The 13,143-nt window shown below is 60.6% G+C and carries 15 protein-coding genes and 4 pseudogenes; 9 read left to right on the plus strand and 10 right to left on the minus strand.

Going from position 1 to position 13,143, the window contains the following annotated elements; genetic code table 11:
* Positions 1-263 precede the first annotated feature (263 nt).
* From NKI24_RS15870 to NKI24_RS15880, 3 genes and pseudogenes are all read left to right on the plus strand, one after another.
* Positions 264-497, plus strand: coding sequence for an AbrB/MazE/SpoVT family DNA-binding domain-containing protein (locus NKI24_RS15870; protein ID WP_352455481.1), 234 nt, complete (start codon positions 264-266; stop codon positions 495-497).
* On the plus strand, positions 494-898 hold the full coding sequence (locus NKI24_RS15875; RefSeq protein WP_352746515.1) for a type II toxin-antitoxin system VapC family toxin: 405 nt from the start codon (positions 494-496) through the stop codon (positions 896-898). The genes NKI24_RS15870 and NKI24_RS15875 overlap by 4 nt, the downstream gene beginning before the upstream one ends.
* 585 nt (positions 899-1,483) lie before the next feature.
* A pseudogene (locus tag NKI24_RS15880) lies at positions 1,484-1,567 on the plus strand (hypothetical protein); the annotation flags it as partial.
* Between the two features lie 62 nt (positions 1,568-1,629).
* On the opposite strand, the gene NKI24_RS15885 reads toward NKI24_RS15880, so the two are convergent.
* From NKI24_RS15885 to NKI24_RS15905, 5 genes and pseudogenes are all read right to left on the minus strand, one after another.
* Positions 1,630-1,749, minus strand: a complete 120-nt coding sequence (locus NKI24_RS15885) for an XRE family transcriptional regulator (protein WP_352746669.1) — start codon at positions 1,747-1,749, stop codon at positions 1,630-1,632.
* Positions 1,695-1,886: a helix-turn-helix domain-containing protein gene (locus NKI24_RS15890; protein WP_352746519.1), complete on the minus strand. Its 192-nt coding sequence runs from the start codon at positions 1,884-1,886 to the stop codon at positions 1,695-1,697. Before NKI24_RS15890 ends, NKI24_RS15885 begins: the two co-directional genes overlap by 55 nt.
* A 49-nt stretch (positions 1,887-1,935) precedes the next feature.
* Positions 1,936-2,091 (minus strand): annotated as a pseudogene (locus NKI24_RS15895) (type II toxin-antitoxin system RelE/ParE family toxin); the annotation flags it as partial.
* A 466-nt stretch (positions 2,092-2,557) separates the two neighbouring features.
* Positions 2,558-2,986, minus strand: a complete 429-nt coding sequence (locus tag NKI24_RS15900) for a type II toxin-antitoxin system VapC family toxin (RefSeq protein WP_352746521.1) — start codon at positions 2,984-2,986, stop codon at positions 2,558-2,560.
* Positions 2,986-3,231 carry a type II toxin-antitoxin system VapB family antitoxin gene (locus tag NKI24_RS15905; RefSeq protein WP_352592888.1) on the minus strand — a complete coding sequence of 82 codons (246 nt, stop codon included), beginning with the start codon at positions 3,229-3,231 and terminating at the stop codon, positions 2,986-2,988. The genes NKI24_RS15900 and NKI24_RS15905 overlap by 1 nt, the downstream gene beginning before the upstream one ends.
* Before the next feature lie 94 nt (positions 3,232-3,325).
* Between NKI24_RS15905 and NKI24_RS15910 the strand changes: the two genes are divergently transcribed.
* The gene (locus NKI24_RS15910) at positions 3,326-3,634 is read left to right on the plus strand and encodes a hypothetical protein (protein ID WP_352746523.1); all 309 of its coding nucleotides are present in this window, start codon (positions 3,326-3,328) and stop codon (positions 3,632-3,634) included.
* 132 nt (positions 3,635-3,766) lie between these two features.
* On the opposite strand, the pseudogene NKI24_RS15915 reads toward NKI24_RS15910, so the two are convergent.
* Positions 3,767-4,182: pseudogene (locus tag NKI24_RS15915) on the minus strand (GGDEF domain-containing protein); the annotation flags it as partial.
* 131 nt (positions 4,183-4,313) lie between these two features.
* On the opposite strand from NKI24_RS15915, the pseudogene NKI24_RS15920 reads away from it, so the two are divergent.
* A pseudogene (locus tag NKI24_RS15920) lies at positions 4,314-4,493 on the plus strand (hypothetical protein); the annotation flags it as partial.
* Between the two features lie 308 nt (positions 4,494-4,801).
* Positions 4,802-5,005 carry a hypothetical protein gene (locus tag NKI24_RS15925; RefSeq protein WP_352746526.1) on the plus strand — a complete coding sequence of 68 codons (204 nt, stop codon included), beginning with the start codon at positions 4,802-4,804 and terminating at the stop codon, positions 5,003-5,005.
* 199 nt (positions 5,006-5,204) lie between these two features.
* Here the strand turns inward: NKI24_RS15925 and NKI24_RS15930 are convergent, their stop codons facing one another.
* On the minus strand, positions 5,205-6,068 hold the full coding sequence (locus NKI24_RS15930) for a ferritin-like domain-containing protein (RefSeq protein WP_502901461.1): 864 nt from the start codon (positions 6,066-6,068) through the stop codon (positions 5,205-5,207).
* Positions 6,069-6,225: 157 nt separating this feature from the next.
* Complete coding sequence (locus NKI24_RS15935; protein ID WP_352746529.1) at positions 6,226-6,948, minus strand: RNA polymerase sigma factor; 723 nt, start codon at positions 6,946-6,948, stop codon at positions 6,226-6,228.
* Between the two features lie 456 nt (positions 6,949-7,404).
* On the opposite strand from NKI24_RS15935, the gene NKI24_RS15940 reads away from it, so the two are divergent.
* Positions 7,405-7,692, plus strand: a complete 288-nt coding sequence (locus tag NKI24_RS15940) for a PilZ domain-containing protein (protein ID WP_352592868.1) — start codon at positions 7,405-7,407, stop codon at positions 7,690-7,692.
* Positions 7,693-7,995: 303 nt separating this feature from the next.
* Here the strand turns inward: NKI24_RS15940 and NKI24_RS15945 are convergent, their stop codons facing one another.
* The gene (locus NKI24_RS15945; protein ID WP_352746681.1) at positions 7,996-8,163 is read right to left on the minus strand and encodes a hypothetical protein; all 168 of its coding nucleotides are present in this window, start codon (positions 8,161-8,163) and stop codon (positions 7,996-7,998) included.
* Between the two features lie 385 nt (positions 8,164-8,548).
* Here NKI24_RS15945 and ligD point away from each other — a divergent pair, with 385 nt between their 5' ends.
* Positions 8,549-10,327, plus strand: coding sequence for a DNA ligase D (gene ligD / locus NKI24_RS15950; protein WP_352746533.1), 1,779 nt, complete (start codon positions 8,549-8,551; stop codon positions 10,325-10,327).
* A 78-nt stretch (positions 10,328-10,405) separates the two neighbouring features.
* Here ligD and xth read toward each other — a convergent pair whose 3' ends face one another.
* On the minus strand, positions 10,406-11,197 hold the full coding sequence (xth, locus tag NKI24_RS15955) for an exodeoxyribonuclease III (protein ID WP_352746536.1): 792 nt from the start codon (positions 11,195-11,197) through the stop codon (positions 10,406-10,408).
* 789 nt (positions 11,198-11,986) lie between these two features.
* On the opposite strand from xth, the gene NKI24_RS15960 reads away from it, so the two are divergent.
* Entirely contained in the window at positions 11,987-13,129 is a 1,143-nt protein-coding gene (locus NKI24_RS15960) for a Fic family protein (RefSeq protein WP_352746538.1), read from the plus strand.
* Positions 13,130-13,143: the final 14 nt, after the last annotated feature.

Consider the following 13,143-nt stretch of genomic DNA (forward strand, 5'->3'; position numbering starts at 1 on the left):
TCAATTAAAGCCCTAAGCTGAAAAAGTCAGACGATGGATTTTGCCTTCTCGCTTCAATCAAGGCGAGCGACGTGCCTTTTGCGAGGCTGTTGGCCCCAGTCCAGATGAACTCAGGATGGTCGCGGCGGTGCCGCGTTCCGAAGGTCAGCGGCGAAGGATCTGCGGACGTCCCGTTCGCGGCTAACGGCTCAGGCAACTCCCGATACTTGAATCCATCGCGCGGAGGTAATACCATAATTCCAGGTGTCCTTACCGAGGCTGCAATGACAACGACCGTAACCGCAAAAGGTCAAGTGACCATTCCCAAGCCCGTGCGCGATCTCTTGGGGATCGCACCGGGCAGCCAAGTGGATTTTCGCCGCGCCGCCGACGGCAGCGTGGTGTTGGTTCGTGCGGACGAAAAACGGCCGGCGAGCCGCTTTGCCAAGCTGCGCGGTCATGCCGGCAAGGGGCTGAGCACCGAGGCTATCATGACCTTGACGCGCGGCGAAGCGTGACGCTGGTCGACACCAACGTTCTGCTTGACCTCGTCACCGACAATCAGGACTGGGCAGAGTGGTCGATCGAACAGTTGGAGGCCGCCTCGCTGCGCGGACCGTTGCTGATCAACGACGTCGTCTATGCAGAGCTCTCGGTCCGCTACAGCCGGATCGAGGATCTCGAGGCCTTTCTTGACGCGGCCGGCCTTGAGATCGTGACGATGCCGCGGCCGGCGCTATTCCTGGCCGGAAAGGTGTTCACCCAGTATCGCAAATCGGGCGGATCGCGCACCGGGGTGCTGCCGGATTTCTTCATCGGCGCCCACGCGGCGGTCGGTAAGCTGCCGCTGCTCACCCGCGACGTCGGCCGTTATCAAACCTATTTTCCATCGCTGATGTTGATCACGCCAGCCTCCTGAGCGCGCCCGGCGAGGCCTCGAACCGCGCCGGCAGGGGAGGGGGCGTTTTAGAGCCCGGACGCTTCGGTCAGGTTGACTCGGAAGCGATCGCGGCGGCGTTGGTATTTGCGGGCGTCGGTTTTATTTCCCGATTTCGATTGAAGTCGTAAGCTGAAATGCGGAACCGCCGTTTACACCTTCCGGCTCCAAGCGCGAGGAGGGGACCGTCAGAGCCTTTGGTGAGGTCGACGCCGAACCGATCGCGCGCGGCAGCTCGTAAGGGCGAGACGTGCCGGAATCATGCTCCGAAGTCAGTTCGCTGCCTGCCGAATGCTGCTCGATCCCGCGCGCTTCTGTAGCTCGTCCGTCTACGCGCGCCTGACCGCTCAGGCGTCACTGTGGTCGACGGAAGGACGATTGTGAGCCTCGCGAGCCATTTTGCAGTGCCCGAGTCTCGCAGCTTGTGCCCATCCACGAATTGACTATTTTGCATGGCTATGAGCGAGCATCTGGTCTTGGTTCTGACGACAGTTAACGCGCCCTACGGCGCTCCGGAAGAAGGCCGGAGGTTTTGAATTCGAATGGTCGTTTGGCGGCGGCACGGCGATGATGATCCAGATCAACCATCGCGAAAGCCACGACGTCGATATCTTCCTCGACGACCCTCAGCTGCTCGGCTTCATTGACCCATCCAACAGCCAACAGCGAGGGCATTGCCGGTCGCCGGCAGAGCAACTTGGCCATATTAGGCGTTAGGCGGCGACAGTTCCATGTCTCGCCTTCTCGACCGTGACGGTCACCTTTCGGTCAAGCCGGTTCAGCACCCGCACAAGCCGATCGATGGTAAACTTGGCAAGATGGGCGTTGCGGATGTTCGAAATATCCGACGGCTAACGCCGGTCACCTCCGCCGCAGCTCTGACCGTGAGGTGCCGCCGATTCAGCGCAGCGATGATCTCGGCCGCCAGGAAGGCCTTCATCTGCTTGGTATCGGCGTCGGGATCCCCCATGTCCGCGTAGACATTGCCGCTGCCTCTGACGATCTCGATTTTTTCTCTGTCATGACTCGATCTCCCGCATTTGCTTCAGCCGCGCCTTGATGAGGTCGATCTCCCTCTTAGGCGTGGCGATGCCCGTGGTCTTCTTCTTCTGGAATGCACGCACGACCCAGATGGCATCGCCGAGCTGGACGGCATAGATGACCCTGTTAGATCGGCCTTCTGCCCGAAGCTTGCGACCGCCAGCGCGTCCAACATTCTATCCTGCACGGCTTTTGGCTTGCCGGCCGCAAGGCGGCGAAGCGGCGCTGAGGGCGGCGATGGTGCGGCTGCTCGACGGCCGCCTGAGCGCACCGACGGGGCGCTGACCGTCGCCAACCTGGCGCGCGAGGCCGGCGTCAGCCGGGCCACAGCGAACGCGCCGTCGCACTTCTCGCGGAGTTCCGTGCGGCCGAGGCCCGCCAGCGGTGGTCGTCTCAAGGCCCTCAAGGAACGTGTCCCTGCACGCCCGGCAGCTCCAGCCCGCCGGGGGCCTCGTCGTGACGGGGTTGATCCGGCCGAAGAAAACCAGTGCTGCAGCGAACGTTCCTCGTAATATTGCGTTTAACCATGAAAGACGACGATTCGCCCAAAGCATGCAAAAGGGCCATCGGCTCTCGCCGCGATGCAAGGCCTGGAAAGCCTTACGCCAGATCAGTTTGTGAAAAGTCATTGCCCTTGTAAAGCAGGGCAAGCCGGTGAGCCTTCGTGCAAGCATAGGCAAAACAATCGCCGAAATTGAGATCGGCTTTGTGCCCGACTGCTTTGCCGTATTTCATGCTGGCTTCGATCGCCCGGTCGCCGATGTCGCCGAGTATTATGATTTCCTTGCCGGCGATCTCGATCAAAAAGGCGTCGACGGTATCACGGGCTTGCGCCAGCATGTCGGCCGTGGGCTTGGCGTTCTTTTTGATGGCTTCGGCCGATGCTCGCGCGAGACCCTGGACTGCCTCGAACCGGACGAGCGGGGAGATATACAGCGGCTTGGTCGCGGCCGCGAGCCGCTTTTCCAGTTCTTCCGCGCCAGGTTCCTCGTTCAGGATGGCAACGATCACCGAGGCATCGACGAACATCAGTCGTCGCCCCACATTTCGTCGGTGAATTTCTTCATATCGAAATCAGGGTTGGCCGGCCCGATCCGCCGCGCCATTTCCTTGACTTTGGCAAGTCTCTCGCGCAGCGGGACGCTGCCGCGGTTGCGCTCGATCTCATGGCGCAAGGCGGTTCTGACGGCCTCGGTCTTGCTGCGCGCGTTGGTAATCTGCTGCAGCTCGACGGCCATGGCATCGACGTCGGGATCGCGAATGAAGAGCGGCATTTGTATATCCTCCGAGTGATATATGTATATCACATCGGAGATATACTCGCCAGCGAATTCGCGAGCGGCGGTTTTGATAAGGAGGGAGGGAGGAATGCAGCTCGCGAAAATCCGTCGGGAGGGTCGGTTCTGGTGCTCAGTCGGGCGGATTGCCAGGACGCCTGCCGCAGCCGAACCTTCTTTCGATCTCGTCCGGCCGGTCAGCATGAGCTTTTTGCTGCAGCTTGATATGCAGCTTCGATATCACGATCGTGTGCCGAAACATCCCAGACAGCGTGCTGCGGGGAAGGGGCCATTTATGAAAACCTGGATGGTTGATTTTGGGGTCGTACCAAAGGAGTTAGCATTTGCACAAATGCCAAGCCCGCTGCCCCGGGAAGGTGCAGCGGGCCCTTCAAAATAATGGTCCTGCGATGGCTTCAGCCGATCGTCACGGCCACGTCGATCGAGCTCCTCGCTAGACTGAGACTAGGTGTTCTGAGCGCGGAGATGGCGACCAGCAGCAGCGGTCCTCCGCAAAATCGACCTCGGCCGTTCAAGGAGGGCGGAGCGAAACGACTATTCTTGCACTGCACCCGGCTGACGGCATCACCGTCCACCGAATATCTTTGCGCTCGGACGACTCCGGTCTGTGGAGCAGCACTCGGCGCAGCCGGTCTGCTTGGGAAGATAGAGTCGCGCATCCGCCTGACACTGAAGATGCTCCGGTGAGATGGCCTCGTCGGCCGCCTGAACCGCAACTACGATGCTGACGGTGACGCGGTGCGACACGCCAGGTGCAGGGCTCGGAAAAGCGGCGGCCTCAATGTTCCCGCGAATTTGCTCTGCCACAGCTTCCTTGTCCAACCCGGGCAGGACTACGAGGAATTCTTCATCGCCATAGCGCGCCACATGATCGCGATCGCGCATTGTTCGGATAGTGCCGGCGGTCTCGACCAGACAGCGATCGCCGCTCCAGACCGCGGCGCGTGCCCTCGACTTATGGCCGAACCGTGCTTCTCGCGTGTGCGTCGGAACCCGAGGCAGGACAAGTGGGCTTTCCGAATTTTTCAGTAGCAGCACGGCAAATCTCGCTTGCGCACAGCGGGTCGAAGGTCAACCACCGCAATTCACCTCGGCGATGGATCGACAGCCGCGACGTCCTCGATGACGAAGAGCGGTTCGATTATGAGGTGCTCTTTCCTCCCGGCTCAGAGATCGTCGTCACCGGTGGGCTCGACTTTGACGATCACCGGCTGATTTGGGCCAAGCTCGACCAGGTCCGCACTCCAGCTGATTAACTGCCAAGCGGCAAAACTGACGCTCCGCACTGGCCTCTCATGCGCTTCAACGGTCACGTTTCAGATCAGCGACCAACCTTCTTCTATCCCGTCGATTTCTGATTTGCTCTGTTTGGAGCTCTTGGCCCCGAATGACCGATTTGGCGGCATTTTCAACCACAACGAAGACCCTGCGCGCGCCAATGGGAAGGTCTTCCGAGCCGTAGTGGCCTACGATCTCAATCGACTGGTATCGAGAGTTCGAGGCGGACGCCAAGAAGAACATGCGGCACAAGCGGATCAGGACGCCCATGCTTTATCTGCGCGGCGACGCGGACGGCCGCGGAATCGAGGACTATGTTGCTGGGATCGAGGCAATTGGTGCCGAGGCCTTGACAGGTAAGGTCATCAGCGGCGCTGGCGAGTTCATGCCCCTCGAAAGACCGGAGGCATTCGTGCAGGTCGTGCGCGACTTTGCGAAGAGCGCTGTGTCGGCTAGGGCCAAGGCAGCGTAGCGTTGTACTACCCGACGAGCCACAGCGATGTCGTCAGCGCGAGGATTCACTCATGGCGCATAGAAAGGCCAAGGTTCGCTTGTGGCGAAGCTGACGATCCGTGGTTCCCATTATCATCATTATTCATGGTCTTTTCCGAGAGCAGCCGATATCAGGCCGCTCAGTTTCCGGCGGCCAATCGTCACCCGTCGCAACTGGCTCAGGTGCTTTTGAGCGTGCCGTTCATCCCTTCCGGATAGAAGCCGCCCTTGCTCACTCCGGCCCTGTCGGTGACATAGACGATCCGGAGCACCTGTTGCGGTGTTCTGGTGAAGGCGATTGCGTCCGGCGTTGAAGGAACGATGTTGGCTTTGCCGTCCACCTGGATCCCTTGGTCCTTGTCTTCTGGCCCGTCGATCTTGTCTCGGGCATCGGAGACAGCGTTGGCGGCCTTCCAGGCTTCCTCTCCCTTCCGGTATAGCGTAGATCGCGCCATTCCCATGTGGTAGGCCTCGACCGCCAGGATGCCTGCGGCGGCGGCGAGGAAGTCTTTGTTTTTCAGAACTGTCGCCGCACCCGCATAGGCGGTGACGCCGACATCCTCGAACAGCATGCCGCCGAGAACGAAGTTCGTTTCGTTACCGAAGGCGTCGAAGTCCCGCCCGAGGCCAGCTGCCTCCGTAACCGCCTTGAACCCCGCATCGAAATCTATGGCCGGCCTGTCGACGGCGTTCTTTGCAAGCGTCTTGCGGTAGAATCGGACGTGCGCGAGTTCGTTTTCAGCAACTTCCTGCATGAATTGGCCGATGGCGGGTGTTTCGAAGGACACTTTCTTTCCGCCGACGACATCGCCCGGTTTGGAGCCGGCATCGGCTTCGTCGATACCCTTTCCGGTGGTGCCGCGGAGGTAGTATTCAGCCTCCATATATTCGAGATTGAGCGCAAAACGGAAAATGTCCTCGTCCGATATGTCCTGTGCCAATACCGGAGAAGGCCGCGCGATTCCACCGAGTGCCGCTCCGGCACCGAGTACGACAAGTCCCTGAAGCGACTGACGCCGGGATAGGTGAAGTGCGCCCTGCATAGCGGTCTCCTATGTTTGTTGATTCAACACCGCTGTCAGCACCGCGGCGCCGAATGCATTTGCCGACGATTAGATGGTCCGGGGCGCCAAAATATTCCCGTGTCCCGCCACAAAAGCCCCGCGAAAGGAGCCGGCGTAATCTCGGCGTGGACTGCGTCTACGTGCGCTCGGTCGCCACGTTCAACTGATGAGTATTCTTTCGAACCAGGCTGATTGCGAGCCGATCTAAGACTGATTGCGCGAGGCGGTCACAACGGGCGCCAGCGAAGAGAAACGTATCCGTGAACACGGTGGCGAGCTTGTCACGCAGCGCCTCGCGAAGCAGCCGGCGTGCGCGATAAAGGCGGGTGCTCACTGTCTGAGGTCGCAATGCCAAAAGAAAAGCCGTTTCCTCAATGCTCATTTCCTCGACGTCCCGCATGACAAAAACGATCCGAAAGGGCTCTGGCAAGCCACCGACGGCTCGCTCCAGGAGGCTGCGGATTTCAGCGAGAGCGGCCGCCTCTTCGGGATCAGGCTTGTGGGCGCTGAAGGGAGCGACCATGCCTTCGATGACTTTCACGTCGACAGTGGGCCGCCTTTTCCGGCGGCGTCCCAGCGCCTCGTTCAGCGCGATCCGGGTGAGCCAGGTCGACAGCCGCGCCTCCGCGCGGAATTCGGCCAGATGGGTGAAGGCGTGGATATAGGTCTCCTGAAGTACGTCCTCCGCCTCAGTGTCGTCATTCAGGACGGCGCGGGCGACCCGGTGAAGCCGCTGATTGTGACGCTTGATGATTAACCAGAATGCGGCGGGGTCACGCTGTCGCGCGTGTTCAACCAGCCCCGCGTCGTCAAGGTCTTCGATCCTCACTGCCTCGTTGGATCCGGTCGGCTTCATCATAGGCGCTCCAGATGCATCAGCTTACTGTGAGATAAGCGTTTTCCGGGTTTCGGTCTGCAGCCCGGTGGAGACTTGGGACTCTAGCGAACCAGAGGTCTGCTCACCACCCAACCGCGACTTAGAACGCTCCACGGCAGTAGGGTGGAGCCGAACCCTTCGGCCGGCTATCGCTTGACGACGGTCGGCCCCGGCCTGACGACGAAGAACTTGGCGCAACGTTTGAAGGCGGACGTTGGCACCCCTTCCGGGCGGACCCATCGGCTACCCGGAAGGGCAGCTCAAGAATCCTGACAGGGCGCTGTATCAGGCCGAGGCAAGGGGCCGAGGCATATGGAAACCCTTTTGACCCGACTGGACAGCGATCGCAGCTCGACGCGGGTAACAACGCTCCGCGATTTAATCCGGCTCGCGCGTGGGCGGTTCTGGTATACAAGTGGGGTGCCTAACGGAGGTTCAATGGTTGAAGAAGGCGACAACCGCCGCGAACGGAGACAGCGCGTCCTGAAGGGTGCCGCGATCATTAACGGCATCAACAACTCCGAAATCAGCTGCACCATTCGAAACCAGAACGTCGGCGGAGCCGAACTCAAGGTGCCGGTCGAAGCCCTGGTGCCGGAGCATTTCCTTCTCTACGTGCCCACCGATGGCGTTGCCTATCGGTCTGTGTTGCGCTGGCGCAGGAACGACCGTGTCGGTGTGCAGTTCACCGAAACAGTGCCCAAACCGCGCCTTCACTATGGCTGAAGTTCTCGTCGCACCAGCCGAGCACCACCGGCAGCAACAGTTGGCACTGACCTTCAACACAGCAAAGGAAGCCGCCGCACGGCTATGGGCAAAGGCTCAACTCACACGAGCCGTCGATTGTCTCGTCGACCTTCAGGTTCTGACCGCTCAGCGCGGCATCGCGCCAAAATGTCGCCGCATCACGTTGATCAGGAAACGGACGATGATTGGAACCGAACTCGCCAGCGCGGGCTCGCGACGGTAGACGACCGAGAGGCTCTGCCGCCCCAGGATTTCCCGGTCAACCGCCGCAACCCCGGCCCGCTATCCGATGATGCGGGGCAGCACCGCGAGGCCGAGCCCCGCCACGGCCGCCGCGGCCATGTCGGCCATCTCGCGATTGACCAGCACAATGCTGGCGCCCGCCCCGTGCTCGGCAATCCATTTCGCGCCGGGCGTGCCGGAAAGCCTTGCATCGAAGTAGATCGACAATTAGGTCGACGTCGTCAGTTGCCCTGACATCCTCGAGCGTGACGGCATCGGTGGTGAAAAGAGCGGTCGTACATCCGCCGACGAGTACAAGGGCGCTCGCGCAGGTCGTCGCGTCCGCCAACAGCCGATCAGTTGGCAGGCCGCGGGCGCGGTCCCGGGCCGGGCTCGTAAACACCAATAAGACCTTCGACGTTGTTGCATTGATAGGCAATGCCAGCGCAAGCGACATTCGTACATAAGAGATGGCTTAACTAAGAGTTCCCTCAACCACGCCCGGTTCGAGCAAGGATCGGGTAAACCGGCTCGGGACCCTACTCCTTCGGCCAGCTCTGTTCCGGAACCTATTCAGCGGCACCAAAGTTGGGGTGGAGGTCAGGAGTGTGCGATGAGTTCCAAAACTGGGGATGGTCGGCTTTCTTTCATTGAGTTTCAGTCGCCCACGCTGGTCGAGAATGCGCCCGAGGGCGGCGAATGGCTTCATGAGATCAAGTACGATGGCTACCGCACCGAACTGATCATTGAGGGCGGCAAAGCGCGAGCCTTCACGCGCCGTGGCTACGACTGGTCGCACCGATACCGACGAATTGTTCAAGCGGCGGCGGATTTGCCGGTGAAAGCGGCGATCATCGACGGTGAGGCTGTCGTTCTCGGCGACACTGGCCTGCCGGATTACCAAGCGTTGGAACGGGAGTTGGGCAGCCCAGACTCGGCGAGGCTCATCTTCTATGCATTCGATCTGCTGCACCTCAACGGGCGCGATCTGCGGCAGCAGCCGCTGGTGAAGCGCAAGGCAGCCCTTGAGAAGTTGCTGAAGAACTCAGCGCCGACATTGACCTATGCAGAACATTTGGAAGTGGGCGGCACGGACGTGTTTGAACATGCCTGCCGTATGGGGTTGGAGGGCATCGTCTCCAAGCGCACCGATGCCACCTACCGCTCAGGGGTCCAGACCAGTTGGCTCAAGGTGAAGTGCATCAAGAGCGACACTTTCCCCATCGTGGCATTTGTCGAGAAGCTGGGCGCTCACCCGCGCCGCATCGCATCCCTCTACATCGGTCGCCGCGAGGGCGACCGACTGCTCTATGCCGGGAAGGCTCGCAGCGGCTACACCTTGAGCGCTGCGCACCTGGTCCGAGAGCGGCTCGACCCGCTGATCATCAGCAAGTCGCCTCTGTCAGAGCCCATCGTGAAGCCGAAGGCGACGTGGGTCAGGCCAGAGGTGCTGGCCGAGGTACAGTTCAGCGGCGTCACTGATCGCGGCGTGTTGCGCGAGGCAGTATTCAAGGGTCTGCGAGAAGACCTCGTGGCGATCCCGGCCAAGCCTCCGGCGCCATCAAAGCGACGTGGGCCAGCCCAGGAACATGGCATTCTCAGCGAGAACATCCTGCAACTGCTGCCCGACGCGGTCTCGCCCTCCAAGGAAGAGCTTGCGCGCTATTGGCAGAGGGTTGCCGATCACGCACTCGTCCATCTCGGCCACCGACCGCTGAAGCTGGTCCGCCATGCTCTCGGGGCAACCTTCTACCACAAAGGCGCGCTGCCGACGATCCCAGCAACAGTGCATCAGTTGCGCGTTCAAAAGCGCGAGGGTGGCGAAGGTTTGCGCGTGTGGGTGGACGACCTTGCCGGCTTGCTGGGGCTGGTCGAGATGGATGCGGTAGAGCTGCATCCTTGGAATGCCACCGTTGACGACATCGAGCATACCGACCGCATCGTTCTGGACCTTGATCCGGGCGAGGAGGTCGGGTGGGATGAAGTCATCGAGACCGCGCTGGCACTTCGCGACACCATGGAAGCGGAAGGTCTGGAGAGCTGGCCGAAGGTGACGGGCGGCAAGGGCATTCACCTGATGGCCCCACTTGAGACGAAGATCACGCATGACAATGCCCGGCTCCTTGCCCGATCGTTCGCCAAGCGCCTCGCTGAAGCTCATCCTGATCGCTATCTGCTCTCCGCCGCGCCGGCAGCCCGAAAGGGCCGCATCTTCATCGACTACCTTCGCAATGGGCGCGGCAACACGGCTGTCGGCGCCTTCTCCCCACGAGCGCGACCCGGCTTCCCAATCGCCCGTCCCGTGACCTGGAGCCAGGTTGAGGCAGCCATCCGTCCAGATGCGTTCACCATTGACCGTCCGTTTAGGGCGGCCGCCAGAAAGGCAGCGTGAGCATCAAGGACAGGGGACGAACTTCCCATAAGGCATCTGTTAGCAGTGGGCGAAGACGCCCGCCGAACAATGGATGACTCAATTCGTTGCCGACAGGTCGATCTGTATCCAGGCGGGCACATGATCACTCGGCTTGTCCCAGCCTCGCAAGTCAGCGTCCACGCCCGCGTCACGTAACCTGTTCGAAAGTGATGGGCTGACGAGGAGATGATCCATCCGCAGGCCGGAGCTCCGATCATAGCCGCCCCGGTAGGAGAAGTTCCAGTACGTGTAGATGCCCTTCTCCGGATGAATGCAGCGGACGGCATCAATCCAGCCATTGTCTAGCATTTCGGCGTAGGCCTCCCTGCTCTCCGGAAAGTAGACTGCGTCGCCCGTCCAACGTCTCGGCACCACGGCATCGATCGGCGTTGGCACGACGTTGTAGTCGCCGCACAGAACGCTTGTGATCCCCTCCTTGAGCAATAGCTGGCCGTAGCTGATCAGACGGTCGAACCAGCGGAGCTTATAGTCGAATTTCGGGCCGGGCGCTGGATTGCCGTTGGGCAGGTAGATGCACCCCACGACGATCCCATCCACCTCTGCCTCGATATACCGGCTGTGAGTATCGTCAGGGTCACCCGGCAGGCCGCGTCGACGCTCCAGGGGCTCCTTTCCCCGTGCGAGTATAGCTACGCCGTTGTAGGACTTTTGCCCGTGCCAGATCGCGCCATAACCGGCGTTCCTGACGGCTTCCGCGGGAAATTTCTCATCCGAAGTCTTCAATTCCTGAAGGCACACGATGTCATAGTCGGTCTGACCCAGCCACTTGATGAGCAAGGGCAGGCGACCGTTCACGCCGTTGACGTTAAAGGTTGCGATACGGGTCATCCGAAGTTCTCAACAACTCTTGGCGATTTGAGCATGGAACGCTCAGATGTTGATGCTTGCATCATGCCGGCAAAGGGAGGCCTTGTCAGTCGTCTTTATAGAATGGCGGTCGAGCGGTTTCAGCAAGCTTTTCCGCGTGCCAGATGGAGCGATGAGCGCAGGAGCTGGTCGTCGGGAGCGTGGTAGGCGAAATCGCGAGCGGTAGATGCGGCGCTCACATCGGGCGTTAGGGCGGCCGCAACGCACGGACTCTTCGGACGGGTGGAGCTTGGGCAGGTCTACTGCGGACTGAGGGCGACCGCCTTGGGTCCAGTGGGTTTAAGTAATGCTTGAAGGAATCCGATATGGCCGAGCCACAGCTCTCAATTCGTAGCGGCAAGGCGGGCGATCTTGCGAAGGGTGGCACGGCTCGACCTTGTGGACCACATCGGCCGTGGGTCTTGTCCGACCGGACCCGCTGCTTGTGCTGGACGGCATCCTTGCCCAGCCCGGCAGTTCGGCCGACTTCGTCGCTCGTCGTGCGAAAGGCGTCGGCAATCGTGCGCGGAGCGAAGAAGCCATTGTCGGAGTACTGGACCAGTGCCATTCTCACTGCCTAATCGCAAAATGCCTCATAACCTGACGAGATATAGCGCCAAACGGGAGGTCTTTGAGAGAACAAGCTGATAATGGGGAATCATAAGCCGTGACCATGCGGTGTTTAGCTGGTCTATTCACCGCAGAAATTGCGGCAAATGATCTTGCATATACGACGATTGAGGCCCATATTCGACGCAAAGAGTGCGGAGAATGGCGACCTATATCTACGAGCTTGAAAACTGGCCGCAGTTCAAGTGGCGCAGTCAGGACCTTGCCGATCAACTGGCGACGGTGCGCCATCGGCAGGGCCGGCTGCTGGGGCGGATGGAGGCGCTAGGCTTCGAATTGCGGGCCGAGGCGGTGCTTCAGACCCTAACGGAGGACGTTCTCAAATCCAGCGAAATAGAGGGTGAAATTCTCGACAAGGAACAGGTGCGGTCTTCCATCGCCCGCCGACTGGGCATGGATATTGGCGCACTGGCGCCGGTCGACCGCGATGTCGAGGGCGTGGTCGAGATGATGCTCGACGCAACTCAGAACTATCAGGCGCTACTTACGGATGAGCGGTTGTTCGCCTGGCATGCGGCCCTGTTTCCGACGGGTCGCAGCGGCATGACGAAGATTATCGTCGGTGCGTGGCGGCATGAAGCCTCTGGTCCGATGCAGGTCGTCTCAGGTCCCATCGGTCGGGAGAAAGTCCACTATGAAGCTCCAGCAGCGGCCCGGCTTGAGCTTGAAATGGCCGCGTTCATCGACTGGTTCAACGGTTACGCGCCGCTTGATCCCGTTCTGAAGGCGGGGGTCGCCCATCTATGGTTCGTCACCATCCATCCCTTCGAGGATGGCAACGGCCGTATCGCCCGCGCGATCGCCGACATGATGTTGGCGCGATCGGAGGGCAGCGCTCAGCGGTTCTATAGCATGTCCGCGCAAATCCGGGCGGAGCGGAAGGACTACTACGCCATCCTCGAACGGACGCAGAAGGGCAATCTCGACATCACCCCTTGGCTGCAATGGTTTCTAAGCTGTCTCGACCGCGCCTTCAGCGGGGCCGAGGAGATTTTGGCCAATGTGCTGCGAAAGGCCCGTTTTTGGGAGGAGATGGTCCAACGACCTCTAAGCGAACGCCAGCGCAAAGTCGTCAATCGGCTCCTGGACGGCTTCGAAGGCAAGCTCACCTCCTCGAAATGGGCAGTGCTGACCAAGACCTCACCTGACACGGCCTTGCGGGATATCAATGATCTCCTGGCGCAAGGGATACTCGTGAGAGATGAAGCCGGCGGGCGAAGCACGAGCTATTCGCTGGCAGGTTTGGATGACGGGCCGGACCACGCGCCTCGGCGACATCGTTGAAGCAGGAGCGCGAG

Source organism: Mesorhizobium sp. M0701 (assembly GCF_040320365.1).
Classification (GTDB): Bacteria; Pseudomonadota; Alphaproteobacteria; order Rhizobiales; family Rhizobiaceae; genus Mesorhizobium.